This window comes from Enterococcus sp. C46 (assembly GCF_040887565.1).
Taxonomy (GTDB): domain Bacteria; phylum Bacillota; class Bacilli; order Lactobacillales; family Enterococcaceae; genus Enterococcus_B; species Enterococcus_B lactis.
In genome coordinates, this window is the sequence record NZ_JBFOGA010000003.1 from 75,880 (window position 1) to 96,368 (window position 20,489).

19 protein-coding genes are annotated in these 20,489 nt (G+C 39.1%); 2 read left to right on the top strand and 17 right to left on the bottom strand.

The genetic code is table 11. The annotated features are described in order from the left end of the window. Positions 1–9: 9 nt before the first annotated feature. From AB3I27_RS05970 to AB3I27_RS06050, 17 genes are all read right to left on the bottom strand, one after another. Positions 10–2,196 carry a heavy metal translocating P-type ATPase gene (locus tag AB3I27_RS05970; RefSeq protein WP_309418723.1) on the bottom strand — a complete coding sequence of 729 codons (2,187 nt, stop codon included), beginning with the start codon at positions 2,194–2,196 and terminating at the stop codon, positions 10–12. After that, positions 2,196–2,405: a copper chaperone CopZ gene (gene copZ / locus AB3I27_RS05975; protein WP_002308701.1), complete on the bottom strand. Its 210-nt coding sequence runs from the start codon at positions 2,403–2,405 to the stop codon at positions 2,196–2,198. The genes AB3I27_RS05970 and copZ overlap by 1 nt, the downstream gene beginning before the upstream one ends. Positions 2,406–2,417: 12 nt before the next feature. Continuing rightward, positions 2,418–2,858: a CopY/TcrY family copper transport repressor gene (locus tag AB3I27_RS05980; RefSeq protein WP_368022934.1), complete on the bottom strand. Its 441-nt coding sequence runs from the start codon at positions 2,856–2,858 to the stop codon at positions 2,418–2,420. A 73-nt stretch (positions 2,859–2,931) separates the two neighbouring features. Beyond that, on the bottom strand, positions 2,932–3,471 hold the full coding sequence (locus AB3I27_RS05985; RefSeq protein WP_002313548.1) for a topology modulation protein: 540 nt from the start codon (positions 3,469–3,471) through the stop codon (positions 2,932–2,934). A gap of 291 nt (positions 3,472–3,762) precedes the next feature. Continuing rightward, positions 3,763–5,229: an APC family permease gene (locus AB3I27_RS05990; protein WP_002291780.1), complete on the bottom strand. Its 1,467-nt coding sequence runs from the start codon at positions 5,227–5,229 to the stop codon at positions 3,763–3,765. A gap of 310 nt (positions 5,230–5,539) precedes the next feature. Continuing rightward, positions 5,540–7,621, bottom strand: a complete 2,082-nt coding sequence (locus AB3I27_RS05995; protein WP_368022935.1) for a heavy metal translocating P-type ATPase — start codon at positions 7,619–7,621, stop codon at positions 5,540–5,542. Between the two features lie 203 nt (positions 7,622–7,824). After that, positions 7,825–8,184 carry a YccF domain-containing protein gene (locus AB3I27_RS06000; protein ID WP_002291778.1) on the bottom strand — a complete coding sequence of 120 codons (360 nt, stop codon included), beginning with the start codon at positions 8,182–8,184 and terminating at the stop codon, positions 7,825–7,827. A gap of 29 nt (positions 8,185–8,213) precedes the next feature. Continuing rightward, complete coding sequence (locus tag AB3I27_RS06005; protein ID WP_002316395.1) at positions 8,214–8,555, bottom strand: hypothetical protein; 342 nt, start codon at positions 8,553–8,555, stop codon at positions 8,214–8,216. After that, on the bottom strand, positions 8,552–9,226 hold the full coding sequence (locus AB3I27_RS06010) for an SGNH/GDSL hydrolase family protein (RefSeq protein WP_002320309.1): 675 nt from the start codon (positions 9,224–9,226) through the stop codon (positions 8,552–8,554). The genes AB3I27_RS06005 and AB3I27_RS06010 overlap by 4 nt, the downstream gene beginning before the upstream one ends. Before the next feature lie 168 nt (positions 9,227–9,394). Then, complete coding sequence (locus tag AB3I27_RS06015; RefSeq protein WP_002308691.1) at positions 9,395–9,781, bottom strand: iron-sulfur cluster biosynthesis family protein; 387 nt, start codon at positions 9,779–9,781, stop codon at positions 9,395–9,397. A 404-nt stretch (positions 9,782–10,185) separates the two neighbouring features. Next, complete coding sequence (gene asnS, locus AB3I27_RS06020; protein WP_368022936.1) at positions 10,186–11,484, bottom strand: asparagine--tRNA ligase; 1,299 nt, start codon at positions 11,482–11,484, stop codon at positions 10,186–10,188. Positions 11,485–11,523: 39 nt separating this feature from the next. Continuing rightward, complete coding sequence (locus AB3I27_RS06025; RefSeq protein WP_002344389.1) at positions 11,524–12,714, bottom strand: pyridoxal phosphate-dependent aminotransferase; 1,191 nt, start codon at positions 12,712–12,714, stop codon at positions 11,524–11,526. A 20-nt stretch (positions 12,715–12,734) separates the two neighbouring features. Beyond that, positions 12,735–13,262, bottom strand: coding sequence for a DUF5590 domain-containing protein (locus AB3I27_RS06030; protein WP_368022937.1), 528 nt, complete (start codon positions 13,260–13,262; stop codon positions 12,735–12,737). A 46-nt stretch (positions 13,263–13,308) separates the two neighbouring features. Then, positions 13,309–16,098, bottom strand: a complete 2,790-nt coding sequence (locus AB3I27_RS06035; protein ID WP_368022938.1) for a helicase C-terminal domain-containing protein — start codon at positions 16,096–16,098, stop codon at positions 13,309–13,311. Positions 16,099–16,244: 146 nt separating this feature from the next. Further along, positions 16,245–16,445: a cold-shock protein gene (locus AB3I27_RS06040; RefSeq protein ID WP_002288762.1), complete on the bottom strand. Its 201-nt coding sequence runs from the start codon at positions 16,443–16,445 to the stop codon at positions 16,245–16,247. 451 nt (positions 16,446–16,896) lie between these two features. Further along, on the bottom strand, positions 16,897–17,217 hold the full coding sequence (locus tag AB3I27_RS06045) for a hypothetical protein (protein WP_002291761.1): 321 nt from the start codon (positions 17,215–17,217) through the stop codon (positions 16,897–16,899). 289 nt (positions 17,218–17,506) lie between these two features. After that, positions 17,507–18,625, bottom strand: a complete 1,119-nt coding sequence (locus AB3I27_RS06050; RefSeq protein ID WP_002294874.1) for a hypothetical protein — start codon at positions 18,623–18,625, stop codon at positions 17,507–17,509. Between the two features lie 232 nt (positions 18,626–18,857). Between AB3I27_RS06050 and AB3I27_RS06055 the strand changes: the two genes are divergently transcribed. Continuing rightward, on the top strand, positions 18,858–18,980 hold the full coding sequence (locus AB3I27_RS06055) for a hypothetical protein (protein ID WP_002294875.1): 123 nt from the start codon (positions 18,858–18,860) through the stop codon (positions 18,978–18,980). Positions 18,981–19,097: 117 nt separating this feature from the next. After that, entirely contained in the window at positions 19,098–20,405 is a 1,308-nt protein-coding gene (locus AB3I27_RS06060; protein WP_368022939.1) for a serine hydrolase, read from the top strand. Positions 20,406–20,489 lie beyond the last annotated feature (84 nt).

The window sequence follows — 20,489 nt, forward strand, 5'->3', positions numbered from 1 at the left end:
TCCCTTCTCTTACTTTTTCATGTGCCGATTTAAGCTCAGGGAGTTCAACAATACACTGACGGAACTAAACGCCATCGCTCCTCCTGCAATGATTGGATTCAAAAAGCCTAATGCAGCAAAAGGAATGCCAATCGTATTATAGACAAAAGCCCAGAAAAGATTTTGTTTGATTTTTCTCAATGTCATTCTAGACAACTCGATTGTTTGAGCAATGGATGCCAAACTACTATTCATCAGCGTTACATCTGCTGTTTCCATCGCGATGTCCGTTCCACTTCCCATTGCCATACCAACATCAGCTAATGCGAGAGCTGGCGCATCATTGATTCCATCGCCTGCCATACCGACTTTTTTGCCATCTTTCTGCAGTTTTTCCACATAGGCTGCTTTATCCTCTGGAAGTACTTCGGCAAAGATGTGCATTGGATCAATACCCACTTGTTTACCGATCGTTTCGGCTGCCAGTTTGTTGTCTCCTGTCAGCATAAAGACATCTAATCCTTTATCCTGTAACTGCTTGATTGCTTGTTTGGCTTCTTGTTTGATTTGATCTGCCACGGCAATCAGCCCGATTACTTGCTTTTCATCAGCTAAAAACATGACTGTTTTTCCCTGCTGTTCTAATTCTAACGCGTGTTCTTGGTATTCATCAAATGATAGGTTCAATTCAATTAATCGTTTACGTGTACCCGCAAAATAGCGTACTCCGTTAATCGTACCGCTGATTCCAGCACCTGGATGAGCTGTAAAATCGATCATATCGTATGTTGCTGCTTCTTGCAGTTTTCCGTATTCCACGATTGCTTTACCTAGTGGATGTTCAGAAGCTTGTTCTAAAGTATAAAAAATAGATAGGACTTCTTTAGAACCGACTAGATCTGTAACTTTGGGCTTTCCTTCTGTAATCGTTCCAGTTTTATCCAAAACAATGCTGTCTAAGTGAGCAGCTGCTTCTAATGCTTCTCCGCCTTTAATTAAGATTCCGTTTCGTGCGCCAACACCCGTTCCTACCATGATAGCTGTTGGAGTTGCTAAACCTAATGCACATGGACACGCAATGACTAATACAGAGACACTATGGACCAATGCAAGTTGCCAATCACCCGTGATCAATCCTGTCGCCACTAGCGTGATGAATGCAATGACTAAAACGATCGGAACAAAAATCCCTGAGATTCGATCCGCGATTTTTTGAATTGGTGCTTTGCTTCCTTGAGCGTCTTCCACCATTTGGATGATTTGAGCTAAAACTGTCTGCTTACCAACTTGTGTGACTGCCATATGAAGCAGACCATTCGTATTGATTGTTCCGCCAAAGAGTGTGTCATCTGGATTCTTTTCTACAGGAAGACTTTCGCCAGTAAGCATACTTTCATCGATCGCACTACTTCCTGAAATGATTCGACCATCTGCTGGGATCTGCTCACCAGGACGGATGACTAGCTGATCGCCAACGAAGACTTCTTCAATCGCTAACGTTTCTTCTTTACCGTTTCTTATTACTTGAGCTGTTTTTGTTTGAAGAGACATCAATTGTTTGATTGCATTACCTGTTTTCGTTTTTGCTGTATGTTCCAAATATTTGCCGAGCAAAATCAACGTGATGATCATACTGCTGCTTTCAAAATAAAGATCTTGGGGATGTCCACGGAAAAATCCGTTGTAAATGCTCAATGCAAAAGCAGCTGATGTTCCGATTGCTACTAGTACATCCATATTTGGTGCTTTCGTCTTGATTGCATGATACGCCCCTTTATAAAAACGAGCACCAACATAAAATTGGACAGGTGTAGACAGAACTAACTGAACGATTGGCAGATGAAAAAAGTGAACAATTGCCGCATGGCTCCCCAACATCATGGCAATCATTGACAGCATCAATGGCAAAGTCAAAATCGTACTCAATACAAGATCGAATAGCATTTTTTTCAAATATACTTGCTTTTCTTCCGCAATTTTTTGTTTATGGGCTTCATCGTACAAAATCGCACCATAGCCGATATTCTCTACGCTTTGGATTAATTTTTCAGTGGTCGTCCCTTCATATTTGACACTTGCTTTTTCAGTGGCCAAGTTGACTGTGGCATTGACAACACCAGGTTGTCCGTTCAGCTCTTTTTCGATCCTAGCAGAACAATTTGCACAAGTCATACCTGTAATGACGAATGTGTCCATTTTGGTTTCTGCTGCTGCCATCAAATCACCTCTGCTTTATATCCCAATCCATTGATTGCTTGACAGATCTTTTCGGATTGGACTTTTGTTTCATCAAACTTGACTGTACCGTTTGCTTTTTTCAAGTTCACTTTTACTTTCTGTACGCCGTCAAGTGCGCTTACCGCTTCTTCGACTCTTGCAGCACAATGATTGCAGCTCATACCTTCGATTGAAAATTGTTGTTTCATTTTTTCTTCCTCCTATTGATGTTGTTTACATTCACATTGACCTGGGATACAGTTGCATTCGATTGTTTCGACTGGTTGCTTTTGTTCTAATTGTTTCAAGATTTCATTGATATCTTCTTGAGTCAAAGTAGCTTCTTCTACTAGATCCGCAATCGTCTCTCCAATCCTTTTTGCACAGATATGGGAAAAAAGATTCTCCGTCGCACTACGAACTGTTTCCATCTCTGAGACAGTTGGATGATAAATGAATTTTTTTCCTTCTTGTTCTGTCCAGATCACTTCTTTTTTTACCAAACGTCCCAGCAAAGTTTTGATCGTTGCTGGTTTCCAATCCATCGAATCAGCTAAGATCTGCGTGATTTCTTGGGCAGTCGTCTGCCCAAGTGTCCAAATAACCCGCATGATCTCCCATTCTGAATCGCTGATTTTTACCGGCGTTTTGACTTTCTTCACTTATTTCACACCTTTCGTTTACAAATGTAATCAATAGCTTATGAATAAAGATTACACTTGTAAACAAAAACTGTCAATTATTTTTGCTCTCTATTTTCAATTTAGTTAAAAATTCTTGTTTTTCCCCTCTTGTTTTAAGGATGATCAGTTTGTTTCGTGCATGGTTTTCTTGGATCAGTTGCTGTATTTTCGGTTCATTGTTTTCTTCAAAATGCCAGATAAAAGATAAAAATTCTACGTATTCCCTGTTTAGTTTCTCTGTAAATGCTTCAGGCATATCTGGCCGTGATTTTTTGTTTATCTTTCTTTTTAGAGAACGCCAAACTACTCGGTAGATGGCGACATAACGCGGCACTTTAAGCCAAATGATTTTATCTGCTTCTTTGATTCTCTCTTCTAACGTAGAAGTATAATTTCCTTCAACGATCCATGACGGATTAGATACCATAAACGATTGCTGTTCTTGTAAAAACCACTGTTTTGCCTGAATACTGTAATCTGTCGTATGCCATAAAAGGTCTAGAGGCAGTAGCGGAAAGCCGGTGATTTCTTTGATCTTCCTTGCGAGGGTCGATTTTCCCGACCCACTTTGTCCAATCACGATGATCTTCATTTTCCTCCCTCACTTCTCTTTGGAATTTGGTTCGATCATACCACTTATAATGCCACAAAAAAACAAGGGACTGTGACAAAAGTCGTGTCAAAGTCCCTTGTTCCGAATAAACGGTGTTCTCCTGCCAACTCCTCGGTCACAAGTCACACTATTCAACAAACATGAGAAGCTGTTTTTTGAACTTGTTCCTTGTGACTCAGAGTGAAACGGCAAGTTCCCGACCTCTGGGTAAACGGTGTTCAATCAGCTGACCACTTCTGTTACAACCTCTTGTAACAAGTATTTCTATATTTAAGGCTGAACCACAGTTTCTGGCTCAGTGATTTCTTTATTTTTGTCTCGACGAGCGATGGCCGGCAAGATCATGCCTAATAAGATCAAGACGATTGGTGTGATGATATTCGTGAATAGCTGGAACCACCATGCTTTAGGATCCGCAGTGTAATCTACTTTTGGCACCATTCCTAAGATACAGGCGAACGCAGTGAAGGCAAAGCACCAAGCACCGAAGATAAACCCGATTTTTGGATTTTTGACAAATTTATATTCAGAATTGAATTTCTTATAAGCTTTATTCAACATCATATACGCCAAGAATACCCATAGGTAACGCATTGGCATAACAACTGAGTTCAAGTTCGTCAACCATTTAACTAATTCATTCATATCTTTGATACCGAAGATTGGCAGCAAAATAATGATTCCTACTAGGATACCTGTCAAAAGATAGCCGTTTACTAATGTACCTTTATGACTACGTTTACGTAGCCAGTTTGGTACGAATTCTGGATCTGCATCTGCTAACAAGATTTTTAACGGTGCATCGATTGAAAAGGCTAATGCGGAGATTTGTCCGATCATATTTGTCAATGCGTAAATAATCATCAATGAGTTACCGATACCATAGTAATTACCTAAAATTTGAAAAGCACTGTATGCCCCATTTGCCATCAAGTCTTTAGGAATATTATCGCTAGCAAACAGCATGCCCATTGCGACTGAACCTAATACAGCACAAATCCCTACCATTGCTGCTAAGAAAATCATCCCTTTAGGAAATTCTTTTGCAGGGTTTCTTGTAGAGTTGACATAAGGGGATATTTTTTCCGCTCCTCCAACTGCAAATACTAACATAGAGACGGTTGTGAAATAACTGAAGTCAAAGGTTGGAATATATGTTTTCACTTGATTCATATGCGGTGTGGCAAATTCCATCGTTGGGTTGATGAACGGCGCCGTTACTGCTAAAAGAATAAATAAGATCGACATGACGAACATCGCTGTTCCGGCTAATCCGCCGATCACTTTCAACGTAGAAAGTCCTTTTGTTGATAAATATAAAAAGGCAAGAAATATAATAAGTGAAATAACTGCTACCATTTGGACTGACATCGTATTTACGATATTTCCGTTTCCTTGGACCGCCCAACCCCCTGCAATCAGGATGGCTTGAGGTTTTTGTGCCAAATAAGGAATATGCACGACCCAGTAAGTCCAAGCAGCATAATATGCCAGCCGTTTATTGGATGTCGTATTTTCGACCCATGAACTGACGCCTCCTTTACTATCCTTGAAGGCTGAGCCTAATTGTCCAACGATCAATGCGTATGGAATGAAATAAATGGCTAGAATCAATAGCCAAGAGGTGACAACTGATACTCCTTGCTGGGCATAGTTATTAACTACATTCCCCATGCCCCAAACCATGTTGAATGCAATTAACGCAACAGTGAACCAGCGTAATTGTTTATTGTTCATTCGTTCTCTCCTTTATAATAAAAATTTGTTAACCAAATGTAATCATATTCAATTTTTAACAAACTTACAAGACAGCGTTATTTTATGTGTGTATTCTTTTATTTAATACACATCATTTTTTCATATTTTTTCCATCAAAAAAAGGAGTTGTTTTCTTTGATTTCATTGATTTTATTGTATTTAAAGCAATTTTGAATTTTCTGCAAAATTAAAAACATCAGTTATTTTATAATCTTAGCCATTTTCTTTGTATTCTTTTATTAAGAAAAAGGTATAAAAAAAGAGGACGTTCATTCGTCCTCTCTACTGGTCAATATTTATTTTTTACATGTAAGCTTCGCATGGCATTCAAAACAGCTAGGACTGTTACCCCGACATCTGCAAATACTGCATCTCCCATTGTTGCAAAACCAAAAGCACCTAAGGCAAGTACCAATATTTTTATCCCAATAGCAAAAACAATGTTCTGCTTGACGATCTTCAATGTTTTCTTTGCTAACCGGATCGCATCTGCAATCTTCGATGGTTGATCGTTCATGATGACTACATCTGCTGCTTCAATTGCAGCATCGCTTCCTAATCCACCCATTGCAATCCCTACATCTGCTCTTGCTAGCACTGGTGCATCGTTGATTCCATCTCCGACAAAGGCGGTCTTTTTATTGCTTCTTTGTAAGATTTCCTCTAACCGCTGTACTTTATCTTCTGGGAGTAATTCACTGTATATCTTGTCCACGCCAACTTGCTTCCCGATATGATCAGCGATTTTTTTCGAATCACCTGTCAACATGACTATGTGCTTGACACCAGCCTGTTTTAGTTGAACCAATGCGTCTACGGCATCTTCTTTCAAGGTATCCGCAATGACAAGATAACCACTATAACTTTGGTTGATTGCTATATAAAGCAATGTACCGATTTCTTGACTTGAAGGAAAAGAGATTTCAAACCTTTCCATCAATTTGTGATTACCTACTAATATTTGTTTGCTGTCAACTTCAGCTAAGATTCCTTCACCTGCAAATTCTTGGATATTTGTTGCCGGTAAAAGCGGACCTTCGTAGCCTTCTAAAACGGATTGCGCAATCGGATGTGTAGAAAACTGTTCTGCACTTGCAATATATTGCATAAATTTCTTTGGATCAATTCCTGTTGGATCGATCGTCTGGATCGAAAAGTCGCCTTTTGTTAATGTGCCAGTTTTATCGAAAACCACTGTCTCAGTTTGTGCAAGCAACTCCAAATAATTTGAACCTTTTATTAATACACCAATTTTACTTGCTCCGCCGATCCCACCAAAGAAACTAAGTGGTACGGAAATCACTAATGCACATGGACATGAGATCACTAAAAACGTCAACGCCCGATAGATCCATTCAGAAAACGCCGCTCCAGAAACTATTGGAGGTAAAACAGCCAATAAGACGGCCAACCCTACAACGACTGGTGTATAATATCGCGCGAATTTGGTAATGAAATTTTCAGCTGGTGCTTTTTTGCTGCTGGCATTTTCTACTAATTCTAATAATTTACTGATGGTAGAATTTTCATAGGATTTTTCTACTTGAACTAAAAATGGTTTATTTTTATTGATAAATCCACTTAATACTGTTTCACCAACATATACAGATTTAGGAACGGATTCACCTGTAAGTGCGGATGTATCGACTAATGATTCTCCTTCGATGATCGTTCCATCTAACGGTACACGTTCACCAGGCTTAACAAGTACATACTGACCAATCTGCACATCTTCAGGATTCACGGTCATCAATCCTTCTTCTGTCTGTATGTGCGCTGTTTCTGGACGAATAGCCATCAATTCACGAATCGATTTTCTTGAATGATTGACTGCCAATCCTTGGAAATATTCGCCGATTTGATAAAACAGCATCACTGCTACGGCTTCTGGATATTCACCGATCAACATAGCGCCGATCGTAGCCACAGACATGAGGAAATTTTCATCAAAGATTTGTCCTTTGACGATATTCATCACCGCTTTTTTCACTACATCATATCCTATCAGCAGATAAATCAATAAATATCCTATCAAACGAATTGGTTCGTTAAAATCAAATAATAGCAAAACAGCGATACCTGCAAGTGAAAATAAAATCCGGATCAGCGTGTTTCTCTCTTTTTCATTTCCATGTTCAGATACTTTTTCTTTATCTATTTCTGTTACCTTGACGTCTGGTTCTAATTCCCTCACTACTTTTTTTGTTTCCTGTTCAACCGTAGCTAATCGATCTTCCGCTACGTCAATCGTTAGTTTTCCAGAAGTGAAATTTACCGTTGCTTCCTTGACTCCATCGATTTGCTGGACTCCTTTTTCGATTTTCATCGCACAGTTCGCACAATCTAAACCTTCTAATCTGTAACTTTTCATTTTAATGACCTCCTCGCCTTAACATATGAATATCTCTTCATAACTAATTATAAATGAATGTACATTCATATGTCAAGGTATCCGAAAGAAAAAATGAGTTTTCAAAATATAAAAAGAACCAGATAAAACACGTGATAGTTGTGTTTCATCCAGTCCTCTCGTTCATAAAACATGTTTAGGACACTCTTTTAGAACATCCTGACTTATATAATCTCTGCACCAAATGGCATTAACGCTAATCGAGCAAGTTTGAAAGATTGCTTTGCAAATGGTATCCCTATAATCGTGATACATAGAAGGATGCCGCTGACGACATGTCCAAGAGCAATTGGGAGACCTGAAACGATCAGCCAGATGATGTTAACAATCAATGACATGCCGGACTGGTGATAAATTACTTCTTTGCCAAAAGGCGCAAAAGAAAGGGAGGCGATTTTAAAACACTGCATACCGATGGGGATACCGATGATCGTGATACACCAAAGTACCCCTGCTGCTAACCAGCTAAGACCCCCAATTAGTCCGCCAAATATGAACCAGATGACATTTCCTAAACAACTCATTGTATTTCTCCTTTTATTACAGTTTTTAATTAGAACTGGACAAAAAACGATTTGATTTTTCTTTTTTTAGCTTCCAGCATCAAGTATTCCGCAAATCTTTTTTGGATTTCTTCCGTTTTTTCTTTTGTTACTAATGTGTGTTGGATTAGTTTTCCTGCTGGTCGCTGATCCACCCGTTCTTCTGATTGCTGTTCATCTGCTTGCGCAAAACCGATGATCCTGTTTTCTTTTGTTACAGCAACGATCAATAGTTTATTCCTATCATGTAGTTCAGCTGCCGTTTTTACTTTTACGAATGATTCTGGATGATCAGTAATCAGCTGATTGATTTGAGGGAGATCTTCTTTTACTGCCCTTCGTATTTCCATCATTTCTCCCTTTTCTTTCGTTCATTTTTATTTCCACTAAAAAAATCAACTGCGGAAATCGCATCTATCCAACTTTGTGCAATAATCTCGTGTCCGCCAATCGTTGGATGCACGCCATCTTCTTTTGTATATTTCGAAAAACCATAAGCGATTCCTAAAGCATTGAATATTCCATCTAAAGGAATCAGTAATGTGCCATATTCTTTTGCGAGTTTACGAACGGTTTGGATCTTAGGGTCTAAGTCTTTGCGCCACCCATAACGATCATTTGTCACAGGAAGTACAAAAGGCTCCATTAATACGATATTGCAGATTCCAGCTGCTTGTAGTTCATTTAGTAACTCTCGATAAACGGATTCAAATTGCTGCACAGATTTCTCAGTGCCGAATATAGCTTGATCTCCAGTATTATGCCACGTATCATTGATTCCAATCAAAATCGATACATAATCAGGTTGCAGAGCTAAACAATCTTCTTGCCAGCGCGCTTGCAGATCTGCAATTTTGTCTCCTCCTATCCCACGGTTTATACATTCAAATTCCATCGTTGGATATCGTGAGATTAGTTTCCCGGCAATCAAAAGCGGATACCCTTTACCTAAATCCGTTGCTTCTGAACGGTCTCTTCCTGCGTCTGTAATACTGTCACCAATAAATAACACGCGTGTTTTCATTTGTCAAAAACTCCTTTTTGAATAAAACGACGATTTTCTTCCTTATATTATCCCATAAGCTCTGCCAAGACGAAAGAGTAAATAGATGTATAAAAAAAGACACCCGCCTAGTTTCCTCAAACGATTGGATGAATACTCAACAAGTGCCTAGTTTTTTATGCTTTTTTCTTAACGTGCCGGATTTTTCTTGATTCCTTCGTTGTTTGATTCAGTGAAATCGATCAGACCTAAGTTTCCGTCAATCAGCCCACTGTCGCCCGTCAAACTCAAAATATGACGAGAAGCATCAAAACGTATATTCATATGCTCATCTAAGTCTGCCAACGAATATCCCTTTACTAATATCTCTCCTAGATTGCTTGGGATAGATTGGTCATAACTTTCTGTCGACATATCTGATCCGATGATTCCAAGGGTGAATTGAACTTGCATGTGGATCATTGCATGCTGAGAATACGGACCTATTCCATCTTCGAATGTTAATATTAGTTTGTTTTCAGGTGCTAGATGCTGCTTTATTTCAGCAGCAGAAGCATCATCAAATCGGATCTCCATTTGAATCGCCTTCTTTGTATATGTTGGATTGATTGCGATTTCATTATAGAACCTTGTGAATCAAATAGCAATTTCTTTTGCTTTCTTCTCTTGTCTGTTGGAAACTTCCTTTATCCCGTATTTAAAAAAAGAACTGCGAGAGCTCGCAGTTCTTTTTTAGAATAAACGGTGTTCAATCAGCTGACCCTCGATATTAGCTCAAAAAACGGTAAAATATGAGAAGCTATTTTTCCGTTTTGTTTCTCTAATACTCAGGTCAAGGCACTGATTTCACAACCTCTTCCTTAAACGGTGTTCAAAAGCCAGTTTCTCGGTATTAAGCCAAATTTATGTAAAAATGTGGAAAGCCATTTTTTACAAAATTTTTCTTAATACTCGAAACTAAACAGCTTTTTCATCACTTCTTATGGATAAATTCGGTTCAACAAACGTGGGAATGGAATAGCTTCACGCACATGGTCGATACCAGCAATCCAAGTGACTGTTCGTTCAAGACCTAGACCAAAACCAGAGTGCGGAACAGAACCGTATTTACGTAAATCAAGATACCATGAATATTCTTTTTCATCCAAACCGTGATCACGGATTTGTTCTAACAAGAAATCATAGTCCGTTGCCCGTTCGCTTCCGCCAATGATTTCACCGTAGCCTTCTGGTGCGATCATATCTGCACAGATCACCACGTCTTCTCTTGTTGGATGTGGTTTCATGTAGAATGGCTTGATGGCTTTTGGATAGTTTAGGATAAAGACAGGTTGTTCGAATGAATTCGCAATGAACGTTTCATGAGGTGAACCAAAATCTTCGCCCCATTCGATGTCATCAAATCCATTTTTCTTCAGTAATTCGATTGCATCATCGTAAGTAATACGAGGGAATGGCAATTTTGTATAAGTTTTTAAGGCTTCTTTGTCTCGTCCTAGTACATCCAATGCGTATTCGCAATGATCTAAAACATTTTGTACTAAGAAGGCTACATATTGCTCCTGTACTTCTAAACTTTCTTCTTGGTGAGTGAAGGCCATTTCTGGTTCGATCATCCAGAATTCAATCAAGTGACGGCGTGTCTTTGATTTTTCAGCACGGAAAGTCGGACCGAATGAAAAGACTTTTCCGAAAGCCATAGCAGCAGCTTCCATATATAATTGGCCACTTTGAGATAAATAGGCTTTTTGATCAAAGTAGTTTGTTTCGAATAGATCCGTTGTGCCTTCTGGTGCTGAACCAGTCAAGATTGGCGGATCGATTTTGACAAAATGATGTTGATTAAAGAATTCATACGTTGCACGAATGATTTCATTTCTGATTTGCATGATCGCATGTTGTCTTGAAGAACGTAGCCATAAATGACGATGATCCATCAAGAAATCTGTTCCGTGTTCTTTTGGTGTGATTGGATAATCGTGGCTCTCGCTTACTACTTCCACATTTGTAATCCCGATTTCATAACCGAATTTTGAACGGCTGTCTTCACGAATTTCTCCAGTTACTAACACAGATGTTTCTTGGTGCAGATTTTTAGCTGTTTGGAAAACTTCTTCTGGCACTTCGCTTTTTACAACCACCCCTTGGAAAAAGGCTGTTCCATCTCTTAATTGTAAAAATGCGATTTTTCCGCTTGATCGTTTATTTGCGACCCAAGCGCCGATTGTTACTGTTTCTCCCACATGGTTTTTCGAATCGATGATTTGAATTTGTTCCACGTATGACTCTCCTTTTATATTCCTTGAATTTCTTCAGGATTAATTTTGACTTTTACTCTCAATAAATTGCTTGATTCTGCGTACCGCTTCTTCTAACGTAGCCCGATCAGTCGCATAACTCATGCGGACATTCTCTGGTGCCCCAAATCCTTCGCCAGTCACAAGTGCTACCCCTGTTTCTTCTAAAAGATCTTCTACCCATTTTGTGACATTCTCATACTTACACATGCGTAGCGTTTCTTTTACATTAGGAAAAAGATAAAAAGCTCCTTGCGGCTTTTCAAGAGAAACACCTGGCAGTTCTGCCACAAGCGGATATAACGTATTCAGGCGTTCTTCAAAGGCGTTCCGCATTTCTTCCACTGTATCTTGCTCGCCTTTCAATGCTTCAACAGCTGCATATTGACTGACTGCGGTCGGATTGCTAGTTGATTGGGAAGCAACAGCGATCATTCCATTGATAATTTCAGGATTCCCAACCGCATAACCGATGCGCCAGCCTGTCATCGCATAGGTCTTAGACACGCCATTGATGATGATGGTCTGATTTTTGATTGCTTCTGAAATCGTTGCAATTGGAGTAAACTCATTGCCATTATAAACTAAACGACCATAAATATCATCAGCAACTATCAAAATATCATTTTTTACTGCCCATTCACCAATTGCCTGCAGTTCATTCTTGCTATAAATCATTCCAGTCGGATTCGATGGCGAATTGATGATCACGGCTTTTGTTTTTCCTGAACGTGCTTGTTCTAACTGTTCAACAGTAACTTTCCAGTTATTAGATTCTTTCCCTTTCACAAAGACAGGCAGGCCTTCTGCCAGTTTCACTTGCTCGCCGTAACTGACCCAATAAGGCACAGGAATGATGACTTCATCTTGCGGGTCCAAGATTGTTTGAAAAAGTGTATACAAAGCAAATTTCGCGCCATCTGTTACGACCGTTTGTGAAGATTCATAGACAAGTCCATCATTTTTCTTCAGATAATCAACGATCGCCTGCCGAAGTTCTGGGATTCCTGCTGTTGGTGTATAATAGCTAGCTTTTCCGTTGCGGATTGCTTCGATTGCTGCTTCTTGGATGTTTTCTGGTGTCGCAAAATCCGGTTCTCCCACAGTCAAACTCAGCACATCTCTTCCTTTTGCTTTTAACGCCTTGGCTTTTGCCGCAGCTGCCAAAGTAACAGATGGTTCTAATCGTTTCGTTCTTTTTGATAACTCCATCCCATTCATTCCTTTATCTATTAAATTCCTTTGATTGTCTTGACTTCATCTCCTGATTCAAAACCAATCAGGTAATAATTCAATTTTCCATTTGTTTCTTTTCCTATTACTTCCCATACAGGCTGATCATCGTACATTCCTAAAGCTGCTTTTTCGATTTGGATTTCAGGATGAGCTGCAGCAATTGTTTGTTTCGCTTCGTTTTCAGTCAATCCCTTCGTTTGATCCAATACTTTTACTTTTTCACCAGATTTAGGAATGATAACGGCGATTTCTTTTCCTTTATCATTCGTACCCGTCAATGAAAAGTACGTTTTCTTTCGAGTAAACCAGTAAAAATGATCGGCTTCCTCGAGATTTGCATATTTCTTTGCGATTTCTACTGCTTCTTTTTTCGCCTGGACCGCCGGACGACTGGAACGCAAGTAAAAAATCGAGCTGATCACGATGACCGCTAATAAAAATACGATCAAGCCAAGCAATACGCGATTAATCGTTTTTTCCTTTGTCTGTTTTTTCTTCAAGGGTCGTCGCTCCTTTATCTTCATTCCTTTTCATTATAGCAGATTTTAATGATGAAAAAAGACGGCACCTTTAACTTCCTTCTTCATTTTTCTTTAAGAATTCATGGATATCCTGATAGATTTCATCCATAGCTAGCTCTTTTATCGGTACTTTTTTCGGTAATGCATGGATGATTCGTGCGCCATATTTTGCAGTGACTAGTCTTCGATCCAAAATAAGCAATACGCCACGATCTGTCTCCGTCCTTATCAAGCGACCTAATGCTTGGCGTAACTTCAAAGCTGCTTTAGGTACGGATTCCTGGTAAAAAGGATTGATCCCCTCTGATTCTAAATAAGCGTTCCTAGCTTTGACCATCGGGCGAAGCGGATTATCGAAGGGTAAACGTGTGACTACAACGATCTGCAAAGCATCTCCAGGCAAATCTACACCTTCCCAAAAGCTGTCAGCACCAAATAAGACGCTTTTTTCTGACAAAATGAAGCGTTTCAAAAGTTTTTCCCGACTTCCGCCAAATCCTTGAGCAAGAATTTCACGTCCTTTTTCTAGCATAGACAAATGCATTTTCTGATATACCTTTTGCAAAACATCATGAGAAGTGAATAAAACAAGGATCGGCCGATCTTCTTGTTCAATCAATCCTGTGAGTGCTGCTTCTAAATAATCGATATATGCTTGATTGCTGACTTGATGGACTGCAGGTGCTTCTTTCGGCACATAGATTCTTGCCTGTTTCTCGTAATCATAAGGAGAAGCAATCACTTTAAGAGGTGCTGCTTCAATGCCCAGTCGTTTAGAGAGATACTGTCGATTAGGTCCGATCTTCAGCGTTCCTCCAATATAAAGAATATGGTCATATCGTGGATACCACACAGTGGACGGCAACATAGCTGCTTGAAAATCATGGAGATGAAAAATCATCTGCTGTGCTGTATTCCCAGGAACGAACCAATGGATCAAATGATCTCGCCAATCTTCTAGCCATTGGTCCATCAGCAAGTATTGCTTGTCTAATTGATCAAATAAGCTATATAAACTTGCTAAATCGATCCGCATCTGGTTAGTCCAACTTTCTTGGATAATCTCAAAAGTCAAGCGCATTTGTGATTGTAGTTGTTGGATCTCTTGATAAAAAAGTTGCAGGTGATCCATTGCTGTCCCAGATTCCAGTGGCAGCTGATCCAACATTTCTTTTGTCATCATGACTTCTTCTGGATATTGTCCGTTAGGTTGCTTGCTGCTTACTAAGTTCATTAATCCCTCTGCCACGCAAATCTGCGCTTCGCATAGCGCAGAGAGTTCTTCTCGATAAATCGACAACCAGCGTAAGGCTTCATGTTCCTTCGGCAAATAACTTTGTATGCGGTCAAATAACTGATTCGGCTCTTCCAACTGCTGGATTTGTTTATGGAAGTAGTTAATACTTAGTCGTTTGTCATTTACTTTTTCAGCAATTTCCGGCAAATGATGCACTTCATCAATCAACAAATAAGGACTAGCTGGAAGCAATGGTTCTTTTCGCTGTGTTTCTTGTACTAAAAATGCATGGTTGACAATCAAAAAATTGCTTTGTTTGATTTTCTTTTGCAAGAAACGCACAAAGTCTTGTTTGTAAAACGACTGATTCCTTGCTAAAAACCCGGTGCCTCTGTGCGCGACATCTGCAAAGAATGCATGGTTCAGATTAGTTAAATGTAATTCATCCAAATCACCGGTCTTCGTTTGTGTTAGCCATACTAAGACAGCCATTTGGTACAAAGCATATTGTTTTTGTCCCGGCGGTTCCACAAGTGTACCTTTAAAACGCTGTAAATCAATATAGTGGCGATAGCTTTTGATAATCACAGGTTGTATCGGCTGTTCTAGTAATTGATTCAGTAATGGAATGTCTTTTTCCATGATCTGCTGCTGCAAAACAAGCGAAACGGTGCTGATGACAGCTGGTTTTTCAGGTGTAGCCAAATAACTCAAAGGCAACAGATAACCAATCGTTTTGCCCATTCCTGTAGCTGCTTCGATCATCAAATCTTTTGATTCATCTTTTGTGAAATGGTCGTAGACAGCATTCATCAGCCTGTTCTGTTCTTTTCGATACATCAGTGTTTTACCAAACATTTTTTCTTTTGCTTGTTTTTTTCTTGGATATGTCCGCTCGCCATAATGGACGGATGTGAATAGTTCCACTTCTTTTTTCTGCAAAGCTAGCCCATCGATGATTTCTAATGAGAGATCAAGGGGCTCCGGGTTTTCTTTCATTTCTTCAAGCACGTGGTAAATGAAACGACTCGTATCCATTCCTGTATGGCTACTTAATCGTGCAATCTGCTCTAATGTGATGATCGGCAATTTCCTCATTCGTTCTTCGATCAGTAAAAGAAGCTGACCTGTCACTTCGGCATCACTATCCGCCTGATGAGGATTCTCATGAAAAAAGCCAAGGCTTTCTGACAAATCAGCTAAGCGAAAACTTGGTTCCGTCGGCAAGAAAATTTGTGCAAGTTCTACGGTATCGATGCCCGGTATCTTCAAACTAGGAAGTCCGCATCGCATGAGTTCATGGTTCAAAAAATTATAATCAAAATAAATATTATGCGCGACAAATATGGTGTCTGCCAAAAGATTGTAAATCGTTTGGGCGACATCTTCAAAATAAGGCGCTTTTTGGACGCGTTGATTCGTGATCCCTGTTAAATGCTGGATTTGTTTTGAAATCTTCCGCCCTGGATGAATATCGATCGAAAAACGTGAAGTGATCCGACCAGCTTCAATCATGACGCAGCCAAATTGGATGATCCGATCTTCTTTTGGATTCGTCCCAGTCGTCTCGATATCAACGACTGCATAAGTTCTTGGTTTCAAAATATCTTCCTCTTCTCCTGCCTCTAATGTTCTTTTGAAATTATACTACAAAGTGCAGAAAAATACTCTCATCGCTTTTTAAGGAAAAAAAGACAAAAAAGCCCAGACACATAAATGTCTGGACTTTTATTTTTAATATAGGTAAATTAAGCTTTAGTAACGTTTGTTGCTTGAGGTCCGCGTTGACCTTCTTCAACGTCGAAAGTTACTGCTTGGCCTTCTTCTAAAGTTTTGAATCCGTCGCCTTGGATAGCTGAGAAATGAACGAATACATCGTTTCCGTTTTCTGCAGTGATGAATCCAAATCCTTTTTCTGAGTTAAACCATTTTACTGTACCTGTTTCCATAATAAAAATCCTCCTTGTGTTTCAACACATATTTTGCAATTACTTGAATGGTGTATATCTGGAAGATGTTTATTTGAAACAAGCTACCACAGATTACCGAACAAAAACTACTTCTACAGTATATCATACCGTTTACAAAAACGCTAGAGTTTTTCGATATTTTTTTATAAAAAAATGTTTTCTCAGCGATTACATCAAGTGAAAAACCGAACTTTCTTAATGACAAACGTTCTATTGTTCAGATACCCCTCTTTCGATCCATTGCACCTCTTTAAACTAAAAAATTATTCTATCTGACTATTTATTGTTTCTGTTTCAACGGTTGAGGATGGGGAAGACTCTTTAGTAGGTCTGATGTTCTCATGGTATTTCTGATAGCCTATGACAGTGACCAGAAGAACAAGACAAACCAATACGATCAACGAGATTAATTTTTCTTTTTTGTTCATACCTATACCTCATAAATGACAGGATGATGCCCATCATATTTCTGAGCATGGGTAACAGCAAAAGCTGCAGCTGTTGAATGGAAGAAATGCCAGCAACTTTCGTAATCACATGACGGACAATACCAAAAATAACCAAACCTTGGCTGCAAAGCCCGTTCTTCTGTTTCAGGGAACGCAGAATCAAACGCTGATGTCTGCGCATAAATATTTTTGTACATACGTGCGCCTGTGCTTAGAGAACGCTGTGTTTCTTCTGCAAAAACTGGTTGACTTGTTAAACTTAGGGATAGAGACAGCAAACACCATAACAGTCTTTTTTTCATAAAGATCTCCTTATCGATAAGTTTTTCCCAATTAAAATCATATCTCAAGAACGACCGTTATTTGCATTTCATTCATAAATGGTGTTTTTTGTATCATAATCGTCAAAAAAGAGGTCGTGACGATGTCACGACCTCTTGATAAACGATGTTCCAGAAGTAACTTCTTCGGAAATAAGCCGAAATTTCACAAAAATTTGAGAAATAATTTTCGTAAATCTCTTCTTATTCTTGATGCAGAACAGCTTTTTCTCTCTAATACTCAGATAAAAACACTGATTTCACAACCTCTTTAATAACGAAGAATCGCTGTCAGACTCTTTTCATCTGGCGCATCTTTTTGATCCAAAATAAACACTTTCCCACCATTAATAATCACATCGTCTGCCAAAGCATTCAGCACTTGACGCCGATCATATTCTGTTTCAGGATCTTCTCCGAAACCATCAGCTAAGTTTGACGTAGCGATAAACAAATGGGATACTTTTCCTTCTTTCGCAGCTGGAACGATATCAACTAACTGATCGATGAATTTCTTATCTAAAAGTTTATTGTACTCTTTTGATTCTTGGGCTGCTAGTTCACTTGACAGCTTCTTCGCTCCTTCTTCGATATCTCTAAAGGATAGTTGTGCTGGAGAAGCAGAAATCGCAACGTCTGCACAATAGTAAGGATTTTTGGCGATTTTTTTGAACATCGTCTGATTTTCTGGTAGAGCGAATAAATAAATCGGCCATTGTTCAGGATTTTCGAAAGAATCCTTCAAGTACGTATCAACTGCTTGGTAATAGTTGACCCAATCGATCTCTACTTCTTCATCTTTTGGATTCACGCCATGGAAAGTAACGCCATCTCGGGCACCGCCTCCTCCATTAGAAGAGAAGTTCAAACCGCCACCTGTCAGTTCAGATCCCAATGCAGTAACAACATCGACCGGTGCCCCTTCTGGTAGAGACACTTCTTTTACTTGTTTGTTGCTGACTTCATACAATTTCATGGAGTCGCGGTTCAATCCCAACAGATAATAGGAATAGTTGAACTGTCCATTTTTGATAATGGCCAGTAAATAAGGAAGATCACTTACATAATATTGATCGTCTACCGGGATACTCAAACGATGTATATAGGTTTGATCAGCAGTTATAATGACCGCTACACTCGTAGTTGCACTACGCCAAAACGAAGGATCTCCTAACAAATTTTCAATTTTTTCTTGGAACGGGGACCAGTCATGCTCGGAATATTTTTTTTCAAAACGTTTCTTTGCTTCTTTTGCAAAATTTTTGAATTTGATTTGATCTTTTTCCACATCTTGATGTGCGACATGCGTATTCAGCATGATCGTGACGAACGGTCCTTTAGCGCCTTCTGAAGTCAATTGTGACAGTAGTTCTTTATCCTTTTTTGCCATAAACGTACCCCTCCTAAAAAAATCATTCCTTTGTGTCTATCTAAAGTCTACCACAACACTATTTTTCCATACAATAAAACGTATCTAAAAAAATAAAACGGTTTCTTTAGTTGGGTATTTTGCAATTTTTTTAAGTTATCTTCATAATTTCCTCAATTATTTGGGTATAGTCTTCAACTATTCTTCATGAAAGGCTGTTAGACTAAGAAAAAGAATAAAAGAGGTGGACCTTATGCATTTGATTATGATTTTTAGTTTATTAAGTATCATCAGCTTGTTTGCTTTCAGCGCTTCCCGCTTATTAGAGGCGGAAACACAGCCTGTTCCTATAAAAGTACGAAAAAATGACCGCTAACCTTTTCATAACGCGCGTTCTTATCCTAAAGTTTTTTTCAGAAACATTGAAACTCTCTTCCCTCTCTGATAAAATTTTAATTTGTAGCGAAACAAATTAAATACAAGGAGATCGGATATGTCCATAAAAAAAACACGTCTAGTCCTATTATTGGCTAGTCTCATTCTTTGCCTTGCTTCTTTTCTACCATCTGTTGCTGTGCAAGCTGAAGATACTTTCAAAGTAAATGCAAAAGCAGCCTTTGCTGTAGATGCGCAAAGCGGTAAGATTCTTTATGATCAAGATGGAGAAAAAACCATGGGGATCGCTTCAATCACAAAAATCATCGGTCTTTACATCGTCCTTGATCAAGTAAAAGAAGGGAAACTATCATGGGATGATAAAGTTTCAATTTCAGATTATGCAGAAAATTTGAGTGTCACCCCAGATTTATCAAATGTTCCTTTGCATAAAGAAAACACCTACACCGTTAAAGAATTATTCGACTCTGCAATCATCCAGTCAGCCAACGCTTCAATGGTTGCCTTGGCAGAAAAAATCTCTGGCAGCGAAGCAAAATTCACTGAACGAATGAAAGAACAATTGAAAGATTGGGGTATCAAAGATGCAACGATCGTTAATGCATCAGGACTGAATAACTCTTATCTTGGCGAAAACCGACCAGAAGGTACTGGAGAAAACGACGAAAATCAAATGTCTGCTCAAGATGTGGCTATCGTTGCCCGTCATTTGATCTTGGATTTTCCAGAAATACTGGATGTATCTAGCACTACGACACAAATGTTTGGCGAAAACACGCAATCACCAGTAGAAATGGTCAACTGGAACTGGATGCTCCCAGGATTCGTGAATTATAAAGAAGGCGTGGACGGATTAAAAACTGGTACGACTGAACTTGCAGGAGCCTGTTTCGTCGGTACGATCACTAAAAACGATCAACGAATCATCACTGTCGTATTGAATGCAGACGGCCATGCGGAAAACCTAAGTGCCCGTTTCAATGAAACAGCTCGCTTAATGGATTATTGCTACGACAATTGGTCAGAAAAAGAGCTTGGAAAAGCCAATGCAAGTATCCCTAGTCTAAAAACCATTGATGTAAAAGACGGGAAAGAATCAACAGTGCCCGTTGTGCTTAAAAGTCCTGTAAAAGTATGGGTACGGAACGATATGGATACTGGAAAATTAACAATCACACCAACTCTTGACAAAAAACAAGTCACTGACAATGAGATCCAAGCACCTATGGATAAAGGAACAAAAATCGGTACCGCAACGATCACCTTGGCAGAAGATAAATTAGGTTATCTAGAAGACAACAACGCGCCATCCACAGAAATCATCACGGATAAAACCGTAGAAAAAGCAAATATTTTCGTTATTGGCTGGCGACGCGTCGCAGAATTTTTCGGTAACTTGTTTTAATTGAACAAAAAGAAAAAAGCATCTTTCCATGTGGAAGATGTTTTTTTGCTTTTTCTAGTTTAAATAACAGCTTTTTTCATCTAT